The organism is Acetatifactor muris (assembly GCF_024623325.1).
GTDB classification, from domain to species: Bacteria; Bacillota; Clostridia; order Lachnospirales; family Lachnospiraceae; genus Acetatifactor; species Acetatifactor muris.
In genome coordinates this window covers 60,700-86,194 of sequence record NZ_JANJZD010000019.1, presented here as the reverse complement: position 1 = coordinate 86,194, position 25,495 = coordinate 60,700, and the positions used below count along the sequence as shown (strand labels likewise).

Sequence of the window (25,495 nt, the reverse complement as noted above, 5' to 3'; positions counted from 1 at the left end):
ATGAATATATTGCTGATCAATCATTATGCCGGCTCGCCTGAGATGGGGATGGAATTCAGGCCCTATTACTTTGCAAGGGAATGGATTAAACTTGGACACCGCGTGGACATTATAGCGGCGGATTATTCCCACCTGAGGATCAGAAATCCAAAGGTTTCCCAGGATTTTCAGACGGAAGAAATCGACGGAATCAGGTATCATTGGCTGAAAGCAGGGCAGTATGAGGGTAATGGTGCAAAACGGGCGCTAACAATGTTTCGGTTCGTGGGAAAGCTGTGGAGAAATGCAGGGAGGATTGCCGGGACGTGGAAACCGGATGTGGTAATTACCTCTTCCACCTACCCGCTGGATACCTATGCGGGACAGAAGATTGCGAGGAAAGGTAAAGCCAGGATGATTCATGAGGTGCATGATATGTGGCCTGCCACTTTAACGGAGCTGGGAGGCATGGGCAGGTATCACCCTTTTGTGGCGTTGATGCAGGTGGCGGAGAATTCCGCTTACAGGCATTCGGACCGGGTGGTATCCTTACCTCCGTTGGCAAAGGACTACATGATAAAGCATGGGATGCGGCCGGAAAAGTTTGTTGCAATACCAAATGGAATTGTCAGGGAGGATTGGGAAAATCCGGAGCCTTTGCCAGGGGAACATAGAGAAATTCTGGAAAAGCTGAGGGCAGAAGGGAAATTTATTGTCGGGTATTTTGGCGGACATGCTTTATCCAATGCATTGGATGTGTTGCTGGATGCCGCGAAACAGATAAAGGAAAAAGAAATTCGATTTGTTCTGGTAGGAAAGGGCATAGAGAAGGAGCGATTAATAAAACGGGCACAGGAAGAAAAGATAGAAAATGTGGTTTTCCTTCCACCGGTGCCGAAAAAGTCTGTACCGGAATTACTACAGTATTTTGACTGTTCTTTTATAGGCTCTTTGCTTTGTGCATTGTACAGGCGCTTCGGTGTCTGCCTAAACAAAATGTATGATTCCATGATGGCGGCAAAGCCTGTCCTTTTTGCCGTAGATACATCAGGTTCTCCAATAGAGGAGTATAAATGTGGGATTGTGATAAAGCCGGAACATGCAGGGGAAATTGCTGCAAATATAGAGAGATTGTTCCACATGCCGGAATCAGAACGAAAAAAGATGGGAGAGCGGGGAAAGCAGGCGGTATTGGCCTGCTTTACTTATGATGCTTTGGGAAAGCAGTTTGCAGAACTTTTCAGGTGAATGGATGTTAACAAAAATTTTGAGAGAAACGGAAGTGCATAGGATGAGTATGAAAGAAGAATTGCTGAAAAAGATTGAACAAAAACAGGTTGTTGCCGGAGTAGTGGGGTTAGGCTATGTGGGCCTGCCGCTGGCGGTGGAGAAGGCGAAGGCCGGATTTAAGACCATTGGCTTTGACATACAGAAGGAAAAGGTCAGGCTGGTGAACGAAGGCCACAATTATATAGGGGATGTAGTGGATTCTGATCTGGCAGAGTTGGTGAAAAGTGGAAAGCTGTCGGCGACAAATGATTTTTCCTTTATAAAGGAAGTTGATTTTGTTGCCATATGCGTTCCCACACCCCTTGACAGTCATCAGGAGCCGGACATCAGCTATGTCAGAGAGTCGGCCACAGCAGTATCAAAGCATCTAAAACAGGGAACTATGGTGGTCCTGGAATCCACCACCTACCCCGGAACCACAGAAGAATTAATAAAGCCCATTTTGGAACAAGGTTCCGGTCTCACCTGCGGCCGGGATTTTTATTTGGGATTTTCTCCGGAGCGGGTAGATCCCGGCAACCTGATTTACAAGACAAAGAATACGCCTAAAGTAGTAGGAGCCTGCAGCGAGGATGGAGCGGAAGTGATCAGCGCCATGTATCGCGCTGTCCTTGAGGGAGAAGTATTCACGGTATCTTCTCCTGCGGTGGCAGAGATGGAAAAGATTCTGGAGAATACCTACCGCAATGTCAATATAGGGTTGATTAATGAGATAGGCCGTCTGTGCCACGAGATGGGTATCTCCGTCTGGGAAGTGATCGACGCGGCAAAGACGAAGCCTTACGGATTTCAGGCTTTCTATCCCGGGCCGGGCCTGGGAGGACACTGTATTCCACTGGATCCTTACTATCTAACCTGGAAGGCAAGGGAATATGATTTCCATACCACGCTCATTGAGAATTCTATGGTGATTAATGACAGTCAGCCGGAATACTGTGTGGAGCGGGCCATGCATATCTTGAACAGGCACAGGAAAGCAATCAATGGAGCGAAAATTCTGATGCTGGGAGTTTCGTATAAAAATGACATTGATGATTACAGAGAGTCGCCTGCCATCCGAGTGATGAAAGAGCTGCGGAAGGTGGGAGCGGATGTGGAGTATTATGATCCATGGGTGCCGAAGTTTAGAAACATGTATGGACAGAGCGGGAAGAGTCTGAAGGAACTGACACCGGAGATTGTGAAGGCTTTTGACCTTGTGATGGTGACGGCGGCTCATCATAATGTGGATTACGAGATGGTGCAGAAGTATGCGAAAGCTGTTTTCGATACAAAGAATGTGATGGCGGGTATTGGAGAGCGGGAGAATATAGAGGTGCTGTGATTGGCTTTGAAGGAAGCTAAAACATGACAGTTTGGCCAGGCTGCCAAATCATGAAGCAAAAGAGAGTAAGAAATCTCCGGATTTGTCTGGGGAAATCGAAGTTCAATGAAATGAGAAGGATGAAAGAAATTAGCGGGGTAAGGCAGGAAATGCGGGTAATGGAATCGTGAAAATAGTGACAGTTATAGGAGCAAGACCACAGTTTATCAAAGCAGCAGTGGTTTCTCAGGAGCTTAGAAAAAAACATACTGAGGTGCTTGTACACACCGGACAGCATTTTGACTATAACATGTCCGGACAGTTTTTTGAAGAGCTGGATATCCCGGAGCCAGATTATAATCTGGGCATATCAGGGGGAAGCCATGCGGCGATGACAGGGAAGATGATGATGGGAGTGGAAGAAGTACTCCTGAAAGAAAAGCCGGACTGGCTGTTGCTTTATGGTGACACCAATTCTACTCTGGCTGCGGCTCTTGCGGCGGCAAAACTCTATATTCCAATCTGCCATGTGGAAGCCGGGGCAAGGACTCACTGTATGACAAACCCGGAGGAAATTAACAGGGTATGTACTGACCATGTTTCCGCATTGCTTCTTGCCAGTACGCAGAGTGGCATGAAGGAAATGGAGATAGAGGGATTGGCAGACAGGGCATGCTTGGTAGGCGATCCGATGTACGATGCTTTTATCAGATACAGCAGGAAAAAAACGCTGGAGGAAATAGAGTTTAAGACACTTGAAGGAAGTACTGTAAAAGTACCGGCAGAATATTACTATTTGACTTGTCACAGGGAAGAAAATACAAAAGATGATAAGGATCTGACAGAAATATTTACCGCAATGGAACGTCTTGATGCCCCCACTGTATATCCGGTGCATCCGAGAAATAAGCTGAGAGCGATGCGACTCAGGAAAGAACAGGGCTTCCAAAATCTGATTCTGACAGAACCAGTAGGTTATCTGGAGAGTATTTGCCTTGTAAACCATGCAAAAAAGATAGTAACAGATTCAGGCGGACTTCAGCGAGAGGCCTTTTTTGCCGGGAAAAAATGTGTGACAATACTTGATTTTGTCTGTTGGCCGGAGACAATGGTTGGGAACAGGAATACTTTGGCTGCACCGAAAGCGGATGACATTCAGGAGAAGCTGGCGGAAGAACAGACCATAGAAGAAGGGTATCAGCCTTTTGGAGATGGACATGCAGGGGAGAAGATTGTTCAGAAGCTTGAAGAATTCTGAATCAGGAAAAGGGAATTTATAAACCAGCCTGACTGTCAGGCCCATGAATGAAAATACTATTGTAGCAGGAAGGAAAATACAGACATGAAGTATGCGTTAATAGGCTGCGGACGGATATCACCGAACCACATTGCAGCTGCAAAAGCAAATGAACTGGAGTTTACAGGAATCTGTGATATCAATGAAGAAATGTTATTGGAAAAGGCATCTGAATTTGAGCTAAGAGATGTTCTTCAATATACCGACTACCATGAAATGCTGGAAAAAGAAAAACCGGAACTTGTGGCGATAGCCACAGAATCAGGGAAACATGCGGAGATAGCACTGGATTGCATAAAAGCGGGTTGTAATGTGATTATTGAAAAGCCCATGGCACTGTCTTTGGCCGATGCGGATGCAGTTATTCAGGCTGCAAAAGAAAAAGGTGTAAAGGTCTGTGTAAGCCACCAGAATCGATTTAATAAATCTGTGCAGAAAATACGGAAAACGTTGGAGGAAGGTCGCTTTGGACGTATGTTTTACGGAACGGCACACATCCGGTGGTGCAGAAACGAAAATTACTATACGCAGGCAAAGTGGCGGGGCACTTGGGAGCAGGACGGCGGAGCGCTTATGAATCAGTGTATCCATAATATAGATTTACTCCGCTGGATGATGGGAGATGAAGTAGATGAGGTAGTTGGGATGACGGACCAGCTGAATCATTTCTATATTGAAGCCGAGGACCTGGGAATTGCACTTATCAAATTTAAAAACGGAGCATATGGGATTGTAGAGGGGACCACAGACATCTATCCTAAGAATCTGGAAGAGACCCTCTATTTATTTGGAGAAAAAGGAACTGTGAAAGCCGGCGGTCAGTCTGTGAACCGGATTGAAGAGTGGAGATTTGCAGATACGCAGGATAAACCGGAAGAAGTCATTGCAGAGTTTGCGGAGAATCCTCCGAATGTATATGGTTTTGGGCATACGCCGCTGTATGCGGATGTGATTGATGCAATACAGAATGACAGGGAGCCTTATGTGAATGGGGAAGCAGGAAAGAGGGCTTTGGAGCTTGTGCTTGCAATTTATAAGTCGGCAGCTGAGGGGAAAGCGGTCAGGTTGCCATTGGAGGACTGTGCTACGGTGGATTTTAGAGGGAGATTTGACAGATGAACACATATATTCACCCATCCAGTTATATAGACGAAAGTGTAGAAATTGGAGAAGGAACAAAAGTATGGCATTTCTGTCACATACAGTCTGGAGCAAAAATAGGAAAGGGCTGTTCTCTAGGGCAGAATGTAAATGTGGCCAATAATGTTATTATTGGAGAAGGCGTCAAAGTTCAGAATAATGTTTCTATATATGAAGGTGTGGAATTAGAGGATTACGTATTCTGCGGGCCATCATGTGTTTTTACGAATGATCTGACGCCTCGTTCCAGATATCCTAAAAAGCATAAATATAAAAAAACATTGATCAAACATGATGTAACATTAGGAGCAAACTGCACAATTGTATGTGGCCATACGATAGGGGAGTTTGCAACTGTAGCTGCGGGAGCAGTTGTGACGAAGGATGTGAAACCACATGCATTGATGACAGGAGTACCCGCTAAACAGAGTGGCTGGGTGTGCGAATGCGGTCAGGTGCTGGATAAAAACTTAGTATGTCCGGACTGCGGAAAAAAATTGAAAGTGGAGAACCGATGAAGTGATGAAAGTTTGTCATGTATCAAGTGCTCATTTAGCAAGTGATATCAGAATTTTTCAAAAAGAATGTGTGTCTCTTGCAAGAAATGGATATGATGTTCATCTTGTGATTTCTGGGAAAAGCGAAAAAAAAAGCGGAGTTAAGATTCATGGGATTGGAGAAATGCCGACGAATAGATTCAAACGTATATTTTTTTATTCGAAAAAGGCTTATAAAGTGGCAAGCAAAGTAGATGCAGATGTATATCACTTTCATGATCCTGAGTTACTTCCATATGCTGTCAAAATGAAAAGAAGAGGAAAGAAAGTTATTTTTGACAGTCATGAAAATATTGTGGATATATTTGCTGACAAGAAATATATTCCACAATGGATTCGCTATATATTTGAACCAATATATAAATTATTCATCGGAAAATATATAAGAAAGTCAGATTTGATTATTACCGTAGATTGCTTAATTGAAGAAAAGCTCAGAAAATATAATAGGAATACGGTTCTTGTTTCGAATTATCCACAGATTGATAAAATATTGGTAAAAGAATGTATTCAAAAAAATAATGATAAAGAATACATTTGTTTTGCAGGTGGAATTGATCCACAATGGAATCATTTGACAACAATGAAGGCAGCTTACAAAGTCGGAATAAAGTATGTATTGTGTGGAATGGACAGTGCGAATTATGTAGAAGAATTGCAATCATATAAAGAGTGGGAAGCAGTCGATTATCGTGGAGTACTGTCGCATGAAGAGGTTATGCTGCTCTTAAAAGATGCGATGGCAGGCGTTGCAGTTATTGACTATTCTAATAATACTAATTGGACTCAGGGGACCTTGGGCAATACAAAGATTTTTGAAATCATGATGTCAGGAATTCCTCTTATCTGCACAAAGTTTATGTCCTGGAAAAAAATAGTTGATGAAGCTGAATGTGGTATTTGTGTAGAACCAAAAAATATTGACGATTTGGTTAAGAGTCTAAATTATATTAAGAATCACAGAGAAGAAGCAAAAGCGATGGGGGAACGGGGACAAAAGAAAGTGTTGGAAAAATATAATTGGTCTTTGGAAGAGCAGAAACTGCTATATGCATATAAGTGCCTTACATAATTGCTTTGAGTAAAAATCGGGAGGTTATCGTATGGAAAAAATTATATATTGTAAAAGATGTGTTATGAATAATGCCTCTGATAAAACAATCAGATTTAATGAAAACGGATATTGTAATTATTGTACAGATGCTTTAGCTGAAATTAACACAACAGTATATTTTCCAAATGAAAATGGAAAAGAAAAACTTAAAGCAATGCTTGCTAAAATTAAACAGGAAAATCATGATAAAGCGTATGACTGCGTTATGGGAATATCAGGAGGGTTGGATTCATCTTATTTGGCGTATTTGGGGTATACTTGGGGATTACGTATTCTGGCAGTACATATAGATGATGGATTTGATACGGAAATCTCAAAAAAGAATATAAAACGGCTATGTGATAAAACAGGAATGGAGCTGCGAACCATTACACCTGATCCGGAACAGTTTAATGCACTGACACTGGCCTATATGAGAGCAGGAGTACCTAATCTTGCAATTCCACAGGATAATATTTTATTTGCATTTCTATACAAAACAGTTGTGGATGAGAAATTAAAATATTTTGTTTCAGGTGGCAATTTTGCATTGGAATGTATACTACAAAAAGATCATGTGTTTAATGCTATGGATACAGTGAATATAAGGGATATTCATAAACGTTTTGGATTAAAGCCTATAGATAAGCTGCAGTTTATATCTTCTTATGAAAAGTATGTAAATGATAAATTGGGACGTGCAATATCGTTGAGACCTTTGAATTATATTGATTATAATCGGGAACGGGCCTTTAGAGAACTATATGATTTTTGCGGGTTTGAATATTATGGAAGAAAACATTTGGAAAATATATTGACAGCTTTCGTTCAAACTTATTGGTATCCTGAAAAATTCGGAGTGGATAAGAGAACATCACATCTTTCCAGCATGATTGTTTCAGGACAAATGACACGGGAAGAGGCACTGAAGGAATTGCAGGAGCCTGTATATGATGAAGTGATGGAAGAATATATTGGAATTATTAAAGACAGGCTGGGAATAAATGATACTGAATTTGAAGAAATTATGAAAGCACCGACACATGAGCATGAGGAATTTCGAACTGATAAGTTTGGCAAAGCTGTGAGAAAAATATTAAATTAAGAATCATGCAAATAAAGATAAAGTGTCTTTTCCTGCTGAGCAAGGGAGTAGTCAGAGAATGAATATTTTAGTAATTGCGCATTATCAGGATGATGGAAGCCCGTATGTTAGCTTTGTTCATAGTCAGGTGGTAGAGTTTGTAAAGCAAGGGCATAATGTGAATGTGGTGGTACCAACGGTATTTGGGAAAAGATATAGGTATTTAAAAAATCGTTCTCATACAGTAATTGATGATATACCTATTTGGTATGTGGATTGTCTGTCATTTTCTAATTACGGGAAATACAGTATTAATAATTTACTCGGCTATAGGACAGTTGCCTCCGCTGTCAAAAAGATACTGAAAGAATATTCTATTGATATTATACATGCACATACTATTGGATTTGATGGTCATCTGGCTGTTAAATTAAAGGAAAAGTATCACATTCCTGTAGTGATAACAACTCATGGTTCCGACACGATAGCAGAGATAAATTTAGGAAAAGGAGAATATCTTGCTAAAATCTGCAAAAATGCAGATTATATTGTTGCGGTAAGCTCGAAACTGAAAAATTTGTTGCTTGAAGTGTGTCCGTCCCTGAAGATTAGCGTAATTATGAATGGTTTTCACATGTTGCCGTCCCTATCTGTTGCAAAAGAGCCTTATACCCTGCTACAGGTGGGAAGTTTGATTAAGCGAAAAAATACAGATTTAACAATAGCAGCATTTGAAAAGATACTGAAAAAATATCCGCAGGCGCGGCTGGAAATAATTGGAAGGGGAGACGAAGAGGCAAAACTGAAACAACTTTGCAAAGATTTACAGATTGACAAATTTGTTACCTTTTACGAATACTTAGCAAATGAAGAAGTTTTGGAGCATATGGCCAGGAGTCAGGTATTTATAATGCCCAGTATTAATGAAGGATTTGGAATTGTGTATATAGAGGCGTTGTCGCAAAAATGCGTTGTAATCGGAACAAGGGGAGAAGGCATTGAAGATATCATAAAAAATGAAGAAAACGGTTTCCTGATTAATCCGGGTAAAAGCGAAGATATAGCGGATATTGTGATAAAGTGTTTAACTTATTCCGATTATTGTAGAGAAATAGCAAATAAGGGATTTGAAACATCTAAAGAGCTTACTTGGGAAAACAATGCTAAAAGTTATTTAAAACTTTTTGATAAAATTGTTTCTGCCTATAATGCGTGTTGTGATGGAGGAATCAGGCTTATATGAAAATAAATACGATTACTTTTTGCAATACCACGAATGTTGGTGCGGCATTACAGGAATATGCGTTGCAAAAATATCTACAGTTGAAAGGACATGAAGTAAAGGTAGTAAATTACATTCCTGATATTATGAAACGCAGGAATTCTGGTTGGTCTGCGATATTAAGCAGCATAGGTACCCGCCAATTGTTGAAGGGGCTGATGCTGCTTCCAGTAAATATATATAAAAAAGTCAAGTATATACAGTTTTCAAAAAAGTTTATTGTCTTAACTGAAATTTGTAAAGTGGCTGGTGATATTGAAAAAATAGAGCAACCTGATCTGTACATTGTTGGGAGCGATCAGGTATGGAATGATGAACTTACAGGTTGGGAGGCAGGATACTTTTTGCGATTTAATACTATAGCAAGAAAGGCCGCCTATGCTGCAAGTGCCGGTAAGGATGAATTATCAACAGCATTTATGGAAAAACTGAAGACAAATATATGGGATTTTAGTGAGATATCAGTGCGGGAAGAAGGTCTACAGAAGGCATTTGCTGCGATTGGCATTTCATGTGTAAAGCAGGTATTAGATCCTGTTTTTTTATTGCCCAGAGAACATTATGAATCTATTTTGATAAAACCTAAAGTGAAAAATTATATTTTATTATATGAGGCAGAAGTCAATGAAAATTGTATTTTAGTTGCTCGTAGTTTAGCTGTTTCCCGGAATTTAAAGATAGTACAAATAAACCGCATTAATAATAGGTACAAAGTAGATCGAGTATATCCATGCGTTTCTCCTACAGAGTTTTTGGGCTTGGTAAAATATGCAGATTATATTGTTACCAATTCATTTCACGCAGTAGCGATATCTTTGATTATGGAGAAACAGTTCTGGGTTATAAAATTGGAGAAATTGTTTTCTCGTCTGGAAAGTATATTAAAAATTGCAGGTATTGAAAACCGAATTGTAAGTGATTCGAAACCAGATTTTACAGATATAATAAATTATACAACTATTAATGAGAATTTGATGAGTAAGAAAAAAGAGTCTATGGAGTTTTTGGACAGGCTTACTGAATAGGAGCTATAAATGCATAAGATTCAAAGGTTGGTAGGAAAACTCATATTAACCATACAATATAAATTTGAGGAAATGGCAGGAGTCTATAACTCGTCTATAGTTAATAACCTTGCCGGGAATGCATTCATTTCTGGTAAAGTTAAATTGCAATATCCTGAACACATAATGATTGGCAGCAATAGTTACGTAAATGGTGGACAGTTAATTGCTTCACCAAACGCTTATATAAAGATAGGCAAAAATTGCCTGATTTCTTATAATGTTCATTTGAGAACGGATATGCATTTTTATAAAGATAGAAAGGTCCTGATCAGAGAACAGGGGAATAAGGAAGCAGATATTATAATTGGGGACGATGTATGGATTGGCTATGGGGCCCAGATTTTGGGAGGAGTAACTTTGGGCGATGGGTGTGTTATCGGTGCAGGTGCAGTTGTAACAAAAGATGTAATGCCTTATGAAGTAGTTGTCGGGGGGGGGCAATGAGGGTTATTGGTGAAAGGGCACAGGCATTTGAAAACAAAGAAAAACTTAAATAGAACCGACAAATTTTTATATAATACTTTTTTTGCTGCAAGTTATCAAATTGTAGTATTGCTGATAGGTTTTATTACACCTAGAATAATGCTGCAATATTATGGTTCTGAAATTAATGGATTAATCACTTCGATTACTCAATTTATCACATATTTCAATTTGGTAGAGGCTGGTTTGTCTGGTGCAGCCGTGTACGCATTGTATAAGCCTTTGGCTGATAATAATTATAGAGAAATCAGCGCAATTGTTGTTGCAACAAAAAGATTTTACATGATCTCGGGATATGCTTTCTTGACTTTAGTTATGGGCCTGGCGATTATGTATCCTATGACTGTTAAAGTGTCAGGACTGAGCTATTGGCAGGTATTCTTACTGGTATTGATTTTGGGTTCTTCAGGTGTGATGGAATTCTTTACATTGGGAAAGTACCGGGCTCTTTTGACAGCAGATCAAAAATTATATGTTATTTCCATTTCATCAATATTGTATATCATTTCAAATACAATTATTTTAGTGGGCATGGCAATTCTGCAGATAAATATCGTTATAGTAAAAGCGGTTGCCCTTAGTTCCATATTGCTGAGATGTCTTGTCTTGTATTTGTATTCTAAACGAAATTATACTTATGTAGATTATAAAGTGTCGCCGAATAATCAGGCATTAAACAAGCGCTGGGATGCTTTGTTTTTACAGATTCTGGGGGCGGTGCATACAGGTGCGCCGGTAATTATTGCAACCATTTTTACTGATTTAAAGACAGTAAGTATTTACAGTGTCTATAATATGATAATTGGCGGGATAGCAGGTATCCTCGGAATATTTACAAACGGACTTTCCGCATCGTTCGGTGATATTATTGCGAAAAAACAAACAGAAATTCTGCAAAAAACATATCAGGAATTTGAGTTTGCCTATTACAGTTTAATTACACTTATCTATAGTGTGTCATTTGTTATGATTATGTCATTTATTGGGTTATATACAGCTGGAATCACAGATGTAAACTACTATGAGCCATATCTGGGAATGCTATTCATTCTTAATGCATTACTCTATAATTTGAAAACACCCCAGGGAATGCTGGTAATGTCTGCGGGTCATTATAAAGAGACAAAATTGCAGACAACGATTCAGGGTATGATAGCAGTTGTGGGCGGAATTATATTGGCACCAAAATTTGGATTGGCAGGAATACTCTGGGGTTCTATCTTGTCCAATTTGTATAGGGACATTGATTTGTTTTTTTACATACCCAAGAACATTACAAAACTGCCAGTTATAAAGACATTTAAAAAGGTATTATGTTCATTTGCAGAAATTTTAATTATATGTTTGCCGTTTTTTCATTTTAAGGTGGTGTGTGACAATTACTTTCAATGGGTTGGAAATGCGATAATCATAGTAATATACGCATGCCTGGTCATTTTAATTGTGGGAGGCGTATGTAATCAGAAGGAAATAACAGGTATTTGGAAGCGGATAAAAGAAATGAGGAAGAGGAGACATGGAGCTGTTTAGAGAAAAAGAAGATTGTTGCGGCTGCTCAGCGTGTATGTCTATTTGTCCGGTGGGGGCAATTACAATGAAGAGTGATGCTCATGGTTTTGAGTATCCATACATTGATGAGAAAAAATGTATAGATTGTGGACGCTGCAGGAGTGTGTGTCCATTAAATAATCAGGAGGGTAAGGGAGAAAAAAAGGATTTAAAAGCATTCGCTGTTAAAAACAGAGACGAAAATATACGTAGGAATAGTAGCTCTGGAGGAGTATTTTATGAATTGGCAAAAGATATCATTCAAAGAGGTGGAACTGTATATGGAGCATGTTTTGACGAAGATTTTCAAGTACTTCATTTAAGGGGAGAGAGCCTTGGTGATGTCTGTAAAATGCAGGGCTCTAAATATGTTCAGAGTAATCTGGCTGGTATTTTCAAGTCTGTAAAAGAAGACTTGATGGCGGATAAAACGGTTCTGTTCACGGGATGTCCATGTCAGGTGGATGGATTGAAACAGTATCTGAAAGACTGTAAAAAAGATGGACTTGTGACCTGTGATCTGATTTGTCATGGCGTAAACAGTCCGCGGGTGTGGAAGGATTATTTGGCATATATCAGTAGAAAGAGAAAAATCCAGAATATTTATTTCCGGGATAAACTTTGGGGATGGCATGAATTTAGTATGAAAATTCAGATGAATCAAAAAGAATACCTGGAAAGCCCCAGTTATGACTTTTTTTTTCAGGCTTTTTTTTCTTCTTTTATTTTGAGAAATTCATGCTTTTCGTGTAAGTATGCCAATTTATATCGGAAAAGTGACATTACAATAGGAGATTTTTGGGGAATTGAACACGTATTCCCGGAGTTTGATGATGATAAAGGCGTTTCACTGGTTTTAGTCAATACGCCTGAAGGGCAGGAGTATTTTTCCCATATATCAGAAAATGTTATTGTGGTGGAGACTGAAATTGAGGATTGTATGCAGCCTTCACTGAGAAACCCGGTAAAGCGACCGAACAATTATGATAAGTTTTGGGAAGATTATTTAGACAGAGGATTTGCTTTTATATGTAAAAAGTATTTGGGCGGTGGTTTAAAAGGAAAAATAAGAAAGTTAATTAAGAAGGCGCTTATAAAGACAGGACTTTGGAATCAGGTAAAACGATTAGTGCATAAGTAATGGTAAATGGCTGTAAAGTGAAGAGTTGATATGAAAAAAAGAAAAAATGTTATTTATAATGTCTGGTTTGCATATGTGATGTTTTACATATGTTTTAAGCATTTGTTTGCTAATGATAATTTTTTATACTTAATAATGGATGTAATTTTTTTTATGATTATTTTGGAAGGGATATATTGTGAAGTTAGGATAAACAACAGGGCTTGGTGGGGGCTTTTTGTCGTCCTGATAATTGATATGTTCTTTACGGTTTTTTATGCAATAAGCATTGCTGATGCTGTAAAATTTTCGATAGTATATTTAAATTTTATTGCAATAGGTTTTTGGTTTACACAACTTTCCGGATGGCAAACTGTTTTTTATAAATGGATTAAAGCCGGATGTCTTTTTCATTTGATATTTACTTACTTTAGTGTTATTTTTACTGAACAAGCATTAAAAATTACCCGGTATTTCTATACAGATAATGTACAGCAGACAGTAGTGCGATGGGCAAAGGAATTTAATTTTTATGCGGGGATTTCTGGTCAGACGGGTACAAATGCCTTTTTTTTTGCAATATTGATCGGCTTGTTTTTCGCAGAATTGCGTGTGGGGCACGGAAACAAGTTAACACGTATTTTATTTTATGCTTCTTGGGGCGGAATGCTGTTTACTGGGAAAAAAGGCTTATTAATTGCCGCATTTTTGTCAATATTGGCAGTATACTGTGCAACTTGCAGAAAGGCAATTAAAAGAAAATTATTAATAACAAGCAGTGTGACTTTTTTTCCCATTATACTGTTGTGCATTATATTTTATAAACAGTTATATGATTTATTTTATTTTTCTATATTTACAAGAGTACGAATTATGAATGGAATGTTATTGACCATAAGAGAGAGACCTTTTCTTGGAAGTGGTGTAAATTCAGTTGGTAAATTTACTTATGATGGACATCTGGGACATAATATATATTTACAAATGTGGGCTGAACAGGGAATTGTAGGACTTATTATATTGCTGTTGGCATTATGGCTTACTTTGCGTATGACATATGTGAGGATAAAAGGCAGATCAATTAACGAAGGAAGTCAAATGAGTAGTTTCTTTTCTTTCTATATGCAGGTATTTGTGATTATTTATGGCTTTTTTGGAAATCCGCTTTATGACTATAATGTTGTTGTTACATATTTTATAGCCATTGCAGCAGGGTTTGCAGATATACGACCGAACAATATTGCTATGAGAAGAACATTGGCGACCGGCGTAAAAAATGTAAATATTTGTGATTAAGTTTGCAGGAAGGATATAAAACACTATGCAATTTCGAGATTTACAGAAACAATACCAAATTTTAAAACCACAAATGGCCCCCGCAATCCAGCAGGTCCTGACCACCGGGAACTTCATCTCCGGCAGCCAGGTAACCGAACTGGAAGAACAATTATCCGCTTACGTGGGAACAAAGCACTGCATCACCTGCGGTAACGGAACCGACGCCCTGACTCTTGCGCTGATGGTCTGGAACATCGGCCCGGGAGACGCTGTGTTCGTGCCGGATTTCACTTTTTTTGCATCCGGAGAGACACCGGCTTATGAAGGGGCAGTTCCCATATTTGTAGACGTGGAAGAAGACACTTTTAACATGTCCCCATCCTCGCTGGAAGAAGCCATTCTGCAGGTAAAGGGAGAAGGAAAGTTAACCCCGCGTGTAATCGTGGCGGTGGACCTGTTCGGACAGCCGGCAGATTACCCGGAGATTCGCCAGATTGCGGAGAAGTATAATCTTTTCATTCTGGAAGACGGCGCCCAGGGCTTTGGGGGGCGAATCGGAGCGCGCAGGGCCTGCAGCTTTGGAGACATATCCACCACTTCCTTTTTCCCGGCGAAGCCCCTGGGCTGTTACGGAGACGGCGGCGCAATTTTTACCGACAACGATGAATGGGCGGCATTGCTTCGTTCTTACCGCATTCACGGGAAAGGTGCGGACAAATACGACAATGTGCGAATTGGAATGAATTCCAGGCTGGATACACTGCAGGCGGCGGTTTTGCAGGTAAAGTTAAAGGCTTTTGACGAATATGAGCTGACGGATGTGAATAAAGTTGCCCACCGTTATACGGAAGGACTGCGTGAAGTGGTGAAGGCTCCGATTGTCAGAGAAGGATTTTACTCCAGCTGGGCACAGTATTCCATTCTGCTGAAGGATAAAGAGGAGCGGGACAGATTACAGGCATATCTGAAGGAGAAGGGAATTCCCACAATGGTATATTATCCCAGACCCATGAGCATGCAGGGAGCATTTGCAGGGCTTGACTGCGTCAAGGTGGAATTGCCCGTGACAGCGGATTTGTGCCGGAGAGTGCTGGCGCTGCCAATGCACCCTTATCTGACGGCGGAGGAGCAGGAAGAAGTGATCAGAGAGATAAAAGCGTATGTTCACTGAATATCAGTAAAAATATCTGCATTTATCAAGATAAAACGCCTGCTCCTTCTCAAACAGCCGGGTTAACTTATCTGTACAATGTTCCTTTCTGTATTCCCTGCTTTTACTTCCATTATCTTAATTCTGTCTCATATAGCCATTTTATCTTAAGCCGGCACTGTGGTCAACGGATAATCTCGAAAATAAGATGGATTCTTCCAACCAACTATGCTAAAATCAAGTTATCAACTGCATTGGAGTATTGTAAAGGTGAGTTTGGCCGTGCAGGAAAGGATATACTATAAAAATGATATGATTCAGGGACAGATAAGCCGGTAACTACAGGAAAGGAGCTCCCATTATGAGAAAAAAGGTGGGCATTGGGAATCAGGACTTTGAGACAGTTCGGGAGACAGGGTGTTTCTATATTGACAAGACAAAGCTGATACGGGACTGGTGGGAGAGCGGAGACAGTGTGACTTTGATCACGCGGCCCAGGCGCTTTGGCAAGACATTGAACATGAGTATGCTGGAGAAGTTTTTTTCGGTCAGGTATGCGGAGAGAGGCGACCTTTTTGAGGGGCTCTGCATTTGGGAAGATGAAAAATATCGACAGCTGCAGGGGACCTATCCGGTGATCAGCCTGTCCTTTGCCAATGTAAAGGATACTAATTTTCGGGCAGCGAAGCAATCTGTCAATCACATTTTGGAAGAAATTTACAATCAGAATCTCTTTTTGCTTGACAGTGAACTTTTGACAGAAAGTGAGAAGGCCTATTACCGAAGTGTGAGATGGGACATGGAGGAAGAGACAGCGATATGGGCGATTCACAGGATATCGGACTTTCTTTGTCGATATTATAGGAAAAAGGTGATTGTTCTGCTGGATGAATACGACACACCCATGCAGGAAGCATATGTAAGCGGATATTGGAAGGAAATGGTATTCTTTATCAGAAGTCTGTTCAATTCCACTTTTAAAACGAATTCCTGTCTGGGACGCGCGGTTATGACGGGTATTACCAGGATCAGTAAAGAGTCTATTTTTTCCGATATGAATAATCTGGAAGTGGTCACGGCAACATCAGAAAAGTATGCGGATTGCTTTGGATTTACGGAAGAAGAAGTATTTGGCTCGTTGGATGAATTTGGTTTATCAAATCAAAAACAACAGGTAAAAGACTGGTATGATGGCTTTACCTTTGGAAAAATGACGGATATTTATAATCCATGGTCAATTACGCATTTTCTGGATAAAAGGGAGATTGGCACTTACTGGGCGAATACCAGCAGCAACAGCCTGGTTGGACTTCTAATCCGGGAAGGGAGTCCGGAAATCAAAATGACAATGGAGGGTCTGCTGCGGGGTGAAACATTTTGTACCGAAATGGATGAGCAGATTGTCTTCAGTCTGTTGGATACGGAAGGAGGACATTCCGGGGGAGATGATGCGGTGTGGAGCCTCCTGTTTGCCAGCGGGTATCTGAAGATGGTTCGCCATGAATTTAATGTTGCACAGGGAAAGGCGGAATTTGAGCTGAAGCTTACCAATCTGGAGGTCCGGGTTATGTTTGCGCGGATGATAGAAGGCTGGTTTAACGGATGTCGCAGGGTGAACAACGCTTTCCTTCAGGCGCTGATGGCTGATGATGTGAAGGGGATGAATACTTATATGAATAAGGTGGCCTTACAGTCATTCAGCTACTTCGATACGGGAAAGAGCCCGTCAGAGGAAGAACCGGAACGCTTTTACCATGGCTTCGTCCTGGGACTGATGGTTGAACTTTCCGACCGGTATACGGTGACTTCCAACCGGGAGAGCGGCTTTGGCAGGTACGATGTGGTGCTGGAACCGAAGGACTATAAAGGGCACGCAATTATTATCGAGTTCAAGGTCCAGAGTGAGGAGGAAAAGGAGCTTTCTGACACGGTGCAGGCGGCGCTGCGGCAGATTGAGGAGAAGGAATATCAGGCGGACCTGATTGCAGGGGGAATTTCGGAAGAGCGGATCCGGAAGTATGGTTTTGCATTCTGTGGGAAGAAAGTGCTGATCGGCGGAGCCGACAGGGTATGGGGAGATGTTCGGAAGTAACTTTCCCAGTGTTATTCTGTTTGAAAGAAATCTGACTGCATTAAGGCTGAGGCGCATTCCGTTTACAATAGAAGCTCCAATAGATCCATTTTATTCCGAATCAAAAATGGAACGTCTTCATCATTCTTTCAGACAGGCAGAAGAAGGCAAGCTTGTAGTGAAAACGATGGAGGAATTGGAGGAACTGGCGGAAGATGAGTGACTATAACTTCACGGAAGACGGATGGAGCGATTATATTTACTGGCAGGGACAGGATAAAAAGACACTCAGGAAGATCAATGATTTACTGAAAGCAATAAGTCGCTCTCCTTTTGCTGGTGCCGGAAAGCCGGAACCGTAGAGGCCATTATAATGACAAGTAGTTTATATGTGTTGCCTGATTTAGACAGAAAATCTGAAACCGCCGAAAGCAGAAAACGGCAAACGTAACAGAAAAATTTGATCTACATTTGCCGCCTCCATAACATTCTCAGATATCCGCAGACTTACTTCCCGCTGTCTTCCATCTCCTTTTTCGCTCTCTCCAGCACATTAATCACCCGATCACACCAGGCGTCAAAAGCCGGATCCGGCGTCTGACATTCTTCCGGATGGGCCAGAATATAGTCAAGAGCAATCTGTACACCCTGGTCGAAACGGACAGTAGTTCTCATGTCTGGCACTACCCTTTTTAATTTGGTGTTGTCGAAGACAACGGAGACAGCTTTGTCACCAATGAGGCTGCCTTCGAAATCATAGCCGTACGGAATGCCGGCTGCGGCCAGGAACTCGGATGACACATGACAGGCGTTCAGCTTTACGTTCAGGGCATCTGCCACAGTTGCATAAATCTGGTTCCAGGTCAGGGCCTCGTCACCGGTGATATGGAAAGCTTCTCCGATGGCCCGGCGGTTTCCCATCAGGCCGGTGTAGCCGATGGCGAAATCCCGGTTGAAGGTGAGGGTCCACAGGGAGGTGCCGTCGCCCGGAATGATGACAGGCTTTCCCTCCATCATACGTCTGATTACCTGCCAGGAACCGCCGTCTCCGTGTACGCCCAGAGGAATTCTCCGCTCGTCATAGGTATGGCTGGGTCTTACGATTGTGACAGGGAACCCTTCTTCCCGATACTTCTGCATCAGAAATTCTTCGCAGACAATTTTATCTCTGGAATACTGCCAGTGGGGATTGGCAAGGGTGGTTCCCTCCGTGATGATATAATTTGCCGCAGGCTTGTGATAGGCGGAGGCAGAGCTTATATAAATATACTGCTTTGTCTTACCCTGGAAAAGTCTGTAATCCCGTTCCACATCTTTTACAGTAAAACCGATAAATTCGCAGACGGCATCAAAGGTGAGATCCTTTAGCTTTTCAGCCACATCCTGTTCGTTGTGGATATCTGCGGTAATCAGGCGGACGTTGTCCGGTAAATCTCTCTTGTGGATTCCCCGATTGAGGAGCCAGACTTCCCAGAGGGGATCCTGAGTCAGTCGATTTACAATGGCAGTGCTGATGGTTCCTGTTCCGCCGATAAACAATGCTTTCTTCATGATAACTGCTCCTTTCACGCTACAGTATTCTATTGTTTTCAACATATATATTTTTCAATGACGCATTCATGAGCTTTGGATTCCCGGTCATAATTTATCCCGACCAGAAGAATATCGCCGGTATACCCTTTTAACCAGTGGGCATACTGTTTATCTTTCACCTGCTGCAAGGCGCCTTCCGCCGATTTATCCCATTTCAGTTCCACCACCAGAGCAGGTCTGTGTGTATTTCGCCTGGGCAAGTATACCACATCGGCAAAGCCCTTTCCAGAAGGCATCTCCAGAACGGGATTCAGATAGTATGCTTTGGCGCTGTAATATGCAATCAGAACGGTACAGGTGAGGGAATTCTCATCGTTGTATTTCAGCATGGAGGCGGTTTCGTTATGGATTGTTTCCATGCCTTCGGCTACTGCTTTTCCATCCAGAGCCCAGGTGTGTTTCAGGAGCTCCTCGGATTGGCGAAAAGCCTGCATAAGTCCATCCCATCCGCCGATTTTGATTGCCCGCAGGAACTCCTGGGCGATTTCCTGATTGGGAATGAAGACTTCTTCTGCGTTTTCGTCATATGCAAGATATCCCAGATGGATAAGCAGGGTCAGGACATCATCTTTTGTCCGAAAAGTGGTCATGTCGTTCTGGGAAGTAGAAGTGTCTATCTGAAAGTGAATGCCGCTCAGCATTCCGATAATTGCTTCCCGAAGTCCGTCAAAATTCAAATCAATATAAATTTTCAGTGCCTCATATGTTTCAGTGCCAGTCCAGTAGCTTTTGAATTTTTTCCAGATCAATGCATCCGCAACGGATTTAGGATTATAAATATGGCTGCCTTCCAGCAGGTAGCCGTTATACCATTTTTCCATTTCTGTATAATCCAGACTATGCCTCTGACAGGCCCGCCGTACCTCTTCTTCAGTAAAGCCAAAATACGCTCCGAGTCCCTTTGGCTCGATGATGGAATACTCATCAAAAATATTCAGAGCTGAATGCTCCCCGTATTTTTTGACAGGCAGGATTCCCGTCATATACACCAGTTCCGTATAATCCTGGCCTTTGAAAAGCCCCCTGAGGAAATCAAGATATTCCTTCTGCGTTTCCTGCTGTTCCTTTGCAACGCGGAATACACAGTCCCACTCGTCGATAATGAAAATGAAGCTCTGTCCGGTCCGGCTGAAAACTTTGTTCAGCACAGTTTTAAGCCTGGAATCGGCAGGAAACTCACCACATTCGGGAAAAACCTCTGCCAGTTCTTCCCTGACGGCCCGTTCAATTTCGGCAATAAATGTGGGGAGGTCCCGTCTGGATTCCAGAAACTGCTGGATGTCCAGACGAATGACATTATGACGGTTTAAGTGGTGCGGGAAAGAGGCTGCTGTTTCTATTTTCAAGCCGGCAAAAAGCTTTGCCGAATCACAGCCCCGGCTGTAATAGGCGGCTAACATATTCGCGGCCATAGATTTTCCGAAGCGACGGGGTCTGCTGACACAGATAAAACGCTTTTCTGTATTATACAATTCGTTTATTCGCTCAATCAGCATACTTTTGTCTATATAAATCTCAGAAAATCTTGACATGATAAAAGCCCTGTTTACCGGGTTCACATAGATTCCCATCTGGTACTTCTCCTTCCAGCAGATAAAACGATTTCTTTTTAATGTAATTATAATGGGAAATATAACAACGACAAACCGCTTTTCCGGACAAATGAAAACGTAACAGTTCAGAAGCTGTCCGAACTGTTACGTTTATTTTAACATGAAGCCGGGGGCGAGGCAAGGTAAATTAGAATGATATCCTCAATGAAAATATCTGGCGGCTCCCGCTCATTGGCTGTCTTTCACATTTTCTTTGGCGGCCGCAGAAGCCAGCGCGCGGTATTTCGCTTTTTCCTCTGCCATTTCCTCCACTGTTTTTACAGTTTGTTTAAAGCCTTTTACAGGACGACAGGGGACCGGTCTGTTTTCCAGCCTTTTTTCCGCCTGTGGAATTTCACGGCTGTACTGAGGCAGCCATTCTTTTCCTGCCACAAGCATTTCGTCCACCATCTGGCGGATTTCATCGGGGGTGCACACTGCGCCGGTGAGAGGATCCATCATGGCTGCCTGGTAAAGCAGACGGATATCTCCCTGTACGGCCGCCTCCACGGCCAGCTTCTGCACCCATACACTTGCAGAACAGATGGCGGCACAGCCCAGAGGCAGATCCCCTACTTTCGGAATGGAGATGCCGTTGTAATCCACATAGCAGGGGACTTCCACCACACATTCCTCAGGCAGATTGGTGATGGTGCCGTTGTTCATGACATTAAAGCAGCCTCTGTAGATGCGGCCAGTCTCCAGACCTTCTATGATATAGCTTCCGTGCTCGCTGGAACGTTTCTCCGGGATAAATTTTCTGGCCGGCTCCCGGAGCCAGTTGGGGAAGTCTGTCTCGAACCAGTTTCTGCTCTCACGACATACCCGAAGGTACCCGGCAGTTTCCCCCTGAATCCAGGAACTGTAGTTAATCCACTTTTCCATCTCCTCCGGCCGCTTTCGGTACCACATCAGATATTCTGACAGATGTCCGTTGGATTCGGTGGAATAATAGCCGAAATTCTGCATTACATCAAGGCGGATATTTTCATCTTTTGCGAAATCTGCCTGTTTCATCAGTTCATAGAGTTCTCCGGTCCGTTCCACGCCGTCTGTTTTCACACTGATGTACCAGGTCTGGTGATTCAGGCCTGCGCAGATGATATCCACGTCTTCTTTTTTTCGTCCCAGGGCTTTTGCAATCTGGTCATGGCCGTGCTGAACGCCGTGGCAGAGACCGTAGGTGGGGACTTTTCCGTATTTGTTGCAGGCCCAGGTGACCATGGCGTTGGGATTGGAATAGTTTAACAGGATACAGCCAGGGGCAGCCACCTCCCGAATGTCCTTACAGAAACCCAGCATGGCGTGAATTCCCCGCTGGCCGTACATAATGCCGCCGATGCAGAGGGTATCGCCCACGCACTGGTCCACACCGTACTTCAGAGGAATTTCCACATCGGTTTCAAAGCCTTCCAGCATACCAATCCGGACGCAGTTGATGACATATTTTGCATCTTGGAAAGCCTCCCGGCGGTCCAACGTGGCATGGATTCGGATATTCAGACCGTTCTCGTCGATATCCCGCTGGCAGAGCTGCGTCACCATCCGCAGGTTGTCGGGATTGATGTCAGTAAATGATACTTCAATGTCGCGAAATTCCGGCACTGTCAGGATATCTGCCAGAAGACCTCTGGTAAAGCCGATGCTTCCGGCGCCTATAAACGCTACTTTAAAGGACATGATATTGCCTCCTTATGTAATTTTTTGATGATACTCTGTGACTTATGATGCCGATACCTGTAAGCGACGGTTCCGTGATCTGCCTGAACTGCTGTCATGAAAAATACGGGTTACTTTTTACGGCATGGCCAGACAATAGGATTTACTTTATAGCAGTAAAATGCTATACTCATCTCAGGAAAAAACGGCAGAGAAAGTCATCATCTGCCTTTATGATAGAGAAAAGAACAATACTTTTCAACGGTAACTATTTGATGAGAAGAGGTAATTTTTTGATGTACAAAAAAGACACAGATATTCTGGACAACTATGCCTTTCATTTCCTGGAGGATGTGGAGAATCCTTTTGTGCAGCTGACTGCCATAGGAAGGGAAAAGAGGTGCTCTTCCGGCTATTATTGGGAGAATCGGGAGCGGAGACCGGCCTGGCTGTTTCAATATACGCTGAGCGGAAGTGGAACGGTAAAAATAAACGGTCAGGAGCAGCCGGTGGATGAGGAGAAGGCTTTTTTTCTGAAGCTTCCGGGAGAGGAGAGCTATTATTTCGACGAGAAGCGCAGTCAGGCCCCCTGGGAATTCCTTTTTATCATGTTCGAATGTCATGGGGCGGAACGGTACTGCCGGCAGATAGAGAGGTATCTGGGACAGATTTTTTCATTGCCCCGTTCCCACGAGGCTGTCCGGCTGCTTTTTGAGATACATGTCATGGCCAGAGAGGGGATGGTCAGGAATCCTTTCTGGCTCAGCAGCAAAACATTTGAATTTCTGTGTCTTCTCTGTACAGACACAATACCGGGGAACAAAGCAGGTGAGGGCTCTTCTCTGGGGGCCAGGGCAGGAGATTATATCCGGAAGCATTATATGAATCCCATAGGCATATCGGATGCGGCGGCATTTCTGAAGGTGAGTCAGAGCCATCTCTCCCGGGAATTCTACAGGGAGACAGGGATAAAAGCCATTGATTATCTGACCAGGGCGCGCCTTGACAATGCGGTGGATTTGCTGACTGCCACGGAAAAAACAATCGAGGAAATTGCGGTGGAATGTGGTTTTGCCAATGCGAATTATTTCGGTAAGGTATTTAAAAAGCACATGGATATGACACCGGCACAGTTTCGAGAGTATGTCAGGAGAGAGGGCTATTCAAAGATGCAGATTTGACGGGGATTCTGATTACAGGCGTTGAAAGGGGGATATGGTCTGCCGGGGAAGTACAGGGGGAAAATACAACGGAAGATGGAATGAGCTGGATATAATGTACAAAAAAGGAGAGATTCTGCAGGCCGGAAATCTTTCTTTTTTGTGCAAATAATGGAAATCCAACTAAATACAGCAGATGTATTGTCTGAAAATTTACGGAATTATATAATGGAATCATGATTGCAGGATTCGCGACGCGGGGACTGTAAAATGAAAAAGGAGGTCATAGGTATGGTTGGAGAAGCTCTGGAACTGAATCCTACAAGGTTGGTGATTGCGGCAATCGTAGGACTCGCGGTATTGCTGTTATTAATTATTGTGTTTAAGGTACAGGCAATGGTTGCCATTCTGGTGGGGGCGATTGTCATAGGACTGGGGGCAGGCATGCCTTTTGAGAACATAGTGACGGCCGTAAATGACGGTATCGGCAATACCCTCAAGGGAATTGCACTGCTGGTAGGCTTAGGCTCCATGTTCGGCGCCATATTGGAGGCCTCCGGCGGGGCCCAGACGCTGGCCGTCAGCATGGTGAAGTGGTTTGGCGATAAAAAAGCGGCCTGGGCGCTGGGCATTACGGGCCTGGTCATTGCCATGCCGGTATTCTTTGACGCCGGTCTGATTATTTTGATTCCGCTTGCCTTTTCCCTTGCCAAGAGAACCAATCGCTCCTCTCTGTTCTATGCGATTCCGCTTCTGGCGGGACTTGCGGTTGGTCATGCGTTTATTCCGCCCACACCGGGACCGGTTCTGGTGGCAACCATGCTGGATGTGGAGCTGGGCTGGGTTATTATGGTAGGAGTTGTCTGCGGCATCTTTGCCATGGTGGTGGCAGGCCCTGTGTGGGGTGCCATCTGCGGAAATAAATACATGGTTCCGGTTCCGGAGCACGTGGCAAAGCAGGAAGATTTTGATGAGTCAAAGCTGCCCAATTTCTGGACAATTGTGGGAATCATACTGATTCCGCTGGTACTGATCATTCTCGACTCTGTGGCGGGAGTGGTTCCGGCACTGAGCGGGTTGGCGCCGATTTTCGGCTTCCTGGGCGAACCTTTTGTGGCGCTTCTGATTGCCACCATTGCCGCTATGCTGATTCTCGGTCTGGGACATGGATATAAAATGGAACAACTGGAAAAGATTATGACAAAGTCTCTGGAGCCTACGGGACTGATTCTCCTGGTGACAGCGTGTGGTGGTGTGCTTCGGTATATGCTGCAGTATTCGGGGCTTGGCGACCTGATCGGCAATGCAGTGTCTTCCGCGAAGCTTCCCATTGTGGTGGTGGCTTTTATTGTGGCTGCTCTGGTGAGAATCTGTGTGGGTTCGGCGACGGTTGCCATGACCATGGCGGCAGGTATTATCGCGGCAATGCCGGGAATCGCAGATTTGTCTCCGCTGTATCTGGCCTGCACCACAGCGGCGGTGGCAGGCGGCGCAACTGTCTGCTCTCACTTTAATGACTCCGGCTTCTGGCTGGTGAAGTCTCTGGTGGGAATGGATGAAAAGACGACTCTGAAGACCTGGACCGTTATGGAGACACTGGTGGGCGGAACCGGATTTGTGGTGGCGCTGATTATTTCGTTTTTTGCATAGGAATCGCAGGATCAGGTAACAGTTCCGCAAGCTGCCGGAACTGTTACAAATATGGTTTCCTGCAGAATGGGGGATTCCAGGAGTGTGCCGTTTTTTCTC

22 protein-coding genes are annotated in these 25,495 nt (G+C 43.0%); 19 read left to right on the top strand and 3 right to left on the bottom strand.

The annotated features are described in order from the left end of the window. The 17 genes from NSB25_RS17640 to NSB25_RS17560 all read left to right on the top strand — a co-directional run bounded on the left by NSB25_RS17640 (nt 1) and on the right by NSB25_RS17560 (nt 18,104). The gene (locus tag NSB25_RS17640) at nt 1-1,227 is read left to right on the top strand and encodes a glycosyltransferase family 4 protein (protein WP_103240781.1); all 1,227 of its coding nucleotides are present in this window, start codon (nt 1-3) and stop codon (nt 1,225-1,227) included. Between the two features lie 43 nt (nt 1,228-1,270). Beyond that, nucleotides 1,271-2,593 carry a nucleotide sugar dehydrogenase gene (locus NSB25_RS17635; protein ID WP_330406162.1) on the top strand — a complete coding sequence of 441 codons (1,323 nt, stop codon included), beginning with the start codon at nt 1,271-1,273 and terminating at the stop codon, nt 2,591-2,593. Nucleotides 2,594-2,759: 166 nt separating this feature from the next. Further along, on the top strand, nt 2,760-3,830 hold the full coding sequence (wecB, locus tag NSB25_RS17630; protein WP_103240782.1) for a non-hydrolyzing UDP-N-acetylglucosamine 2-epimerase: 1,071 nt from the start codon (nt 2,760-2,762) through the stop codon (nt 3,828-3,830). Between the two features lie 84 nt (nt 3,831-3,914). Further along, nucleotides 3,915-4,988 carry a Gfo/Idh/MocA family protein gene (locus NSB25_RS17625; protein ID WP_103240783.1) on the top strand — a complete coding sequence of 358 codons (1,074 nt, stop codon included), beginning with the start codon at nt 3,915-3,917 and terminating at the stop codon, nt 4,986-4,988. Further along, entirely contained in the window at nt 4,985-5,527 is a 543-nt protein-coding gene (locus tag NSB25_RS17620; RefSeq protein WP_103240784.1) for an acyltransferase, read from the top strand. Before NSB25_RS17625 ends, NSB25_RS17620 begins: the two co-directional genes overlap by 4 nt. Before the next feature lie 4 nt (nt 5,528-5,531). Continuing rightward, nucleotides 5,532-6,638 (top strand): glycosyltransferase, encoded by a 1,107-nt coding sequence (locus NSB25_RS17615; protein WP_103240785.1) that lies wholly within the window; start codon nt 5,532-5,534, stop codon nt 6,636-6,638. Between the two features lie 31 nt (nt 6,639-6,669). Continuing rightward, nucleotides 6,670-7,764 (top strand): N-acetyl sugar amidotransferase, encoded by a 1,095-nt coding sequence (locus NSB25_RS17610; RefSeq protein WP_103240786.1) that lies wholly within the window; start codon nt 6,670-6,672, stop codon nt 7,762-7,764. Nucleotides 7,765-7,822: 58 nt separating this feature from the next. Next, complete coding sequence (locus NSB25_RS17605; RefSeq protein WP_103240787.1) at nt 7,823-8,986, top strand: glycosyltransferase; 1,164 nt, start codon at nt 7,823-7,825, stop codon at nt 8,984-8,986. Further along, nucleotides 8,983-10,050 (top strand): polysaccharide pyruvyl transferase family protein, encoded by a 1,068-nt coding sequence (locus NSB25_RS17600; protein WP_103240788.1) that lies wholly within the window; start codon nt 8,983-8,985, stop codon nt 10,048-10,050. Before NSB25_RS17605 ends, NSB25_RS17600 begins: the two co-directional genes overlap by 4 nt. Before the next feature lie 9 nt (nt 10,051-10,059). Continuing rightward, nucleotides 10,060-10,536, top strand: a complete 477-nt coding sequence (locus NSB25_RS29260) for an acyltransferase (RefSeq protein WP_103240789.1) — start codon at nt 10,060-10,062, stop codon at nt 10,534-10,536. Nucleotides 10,537-10,545: 9 nt separating this feature from the next. Beyond that, complete coding sequence (locus tag NSB25_RS17590; RefSeq protein WP_207656171.1) at nt 10,546-12,105, top strand: lipopolysaccharide biosynthesis protein; 1,560 nt, start codon at nt 10,546-10,548, stop codon at nt 12,103-12,105. Continuing rightward, nucleotides 12,092-13,264, top strand: a complete 1,173-nt coding sequence (locus tag NSB25_RS17585; protein WP_103240791.1) for a Coenzyme F420 hydrogenase/dehydrogenase, beta subunit C-terminal domain — start codon at nt 12,092-12,094, stop codon at nt 13,262-13,264. The genes NSB25_RS17590 and NSB25_RS17585 overlap by 14 nt, the downstream gene beginning before the upstream one ends. A 153-nt stretch (nt 13,265-13,417) precedes the next feature. Beyond that, nucleotides 13,418-14,539, top strand: coding sequence for an O-antigen ligase family protein (locus NSB25_RS17580; protein ID WP_146040101.1), 1,122 nt, complete (start codon nt 13,418-13,420; stop codon nt 14,537-14,539). A gap of 25 nt (nt 14,540-14,564) precedes the next feature. Further along, nucleotides 14,565-15,692 carry a DegT/DnrJ/EryC1/StrS family aminotransferase gene (locus tag NSB25_RS17575; RefSeq protein ID WP_103240793.1) on the top strand — a complete coding sequence of 376 codons (1,128 nt, stop codon included), beginning with the start codon at nt 14,565-14,567 and terminating at the stop codon, nt 15,690-15,692. A gap of 340 nt (nt 15,693-16,032) precedes the next feature. Continuing rightward, the gene (locus NSB25_RS17570) at nt 16,033-17,763 is read left to right on the top strand and encodes an AAA family ATPase (RefSeq protein ID WP_103240794.1); all 1,731 of its coding nucleotides are present in this window, start codon (nt 16,033-16,035) and stop codon (nt 17,761-17,763) included. Next, entirely contained in the window at nt 17,750-17,965 is a 216-nt protein-coding gene (locus NSB25_RS17565) for a hypothetical protein (protein WP_103240795.1), read from the top strand. The genes NSB25_RS17570 and NSB25_RS17565 overlap by 14 nt, the downstream gene beginning before the upstream one ends. Further along, nucleotides 17,958-18,104, top strand: a complete 147-nt coding sequence (locus NSB25_RS17560; protein WP_103240796.1) for a type II toxin-antitoxin system YoeB family toxin — start codon at nt 17,958-17,960, stop codon at nt 18,102-18,104. Before NSB25_RS17565 ends, NSB25_RS17560 begins: the two co-directional genes overlap by 8 nt. A gap of 145 nt (nt 18,105-18,249) precedes the next feature. On the opposite strand, the gene NSB25_RS17555 is transcribed toward NSB25_RS17560, so the two are convergent. The 3 genes from NSB25_RS17555 to melA all read right to left on the bottom strand — a co-directional run bounded on the left by NSB25_RS17555 (nt 18,250) and on the right by melA (nt 22,607). After that, nucleotides 18,250-19,293 carry an NAD-dependent epimerase/dehydratase family protein gene (locus NSB25_RS17555; protein ID WP_103240797.1) on the bottom strand — a complete coding sequence of 348 codons (1,044 nt, stop codon included), beginning with the start codon at nt 19,291-19,293 and terminating at the stop codon, nt 18,250-18,252. Nucleotides 19,294-19,331: 38 nt separating this feature from the next. Then, nucleotides 19,332-20,906, bottom strand: coding sequence for an AAA family ATPase (locus NSB25_RS17550; RefSeq protein WP_103240798.1), 1,575 nt, complete (start codon nt 20,904-20,906; stop codon nt 19,332-19,334). 210 nt (nt 20,907-21,116) lie between these two features. Continuing rightward, nucleotides 21,117-22,607 carry an alpha-glucosidase/alpha-galactosidase gene (gene melA / locus NSB25_RS17545; RefSeq protein WP_103240799.1) on the bottom strand — a complete coding sequence of 497 codons (1,491 nt, stop codon included), beginning with the start codon at nt 22,605-22,607 and terminating at the stop codon, nt 21,117-21,119. A gap of 275 nt (nt 22,608-22,882) precedes the next feature. Here melA and NSB25_RS17540 point away from each other — a divergent pair, with 275 nt between their 5' ends. Both NSB25_RS17540 and NSB25_RS17535 read left to right on the top strand, forming a co-directional pair. Further along, nucleotides 22,883-23,767, top strand: a complete 885-nt coding sequence (locus tag NSB25_RS17540; RefSeq protein ID WP_242982513.1) for a helix-turn-helix domain-containing protein — start codon at nt 22,883-22,885, stop codon at nt 23,765-23,767. A 270-nt stretch (nt 23,768-24,037) separates the two neighbouring features. Further along, the gene (locus NSB25_RS17535; RefSeq protein WP_103240857.1) at nt 24,038-25,396 is read left to right on the top strand and encodes a GntP family permease; all 1,359 of its coding nucleotides are present in this window, start codon (nt 24,038-24,040) and stop codon (nt 25,394-25,396) included. Nucleotides 25,397-25,495 lie beyond the last annotated feature (99 nt).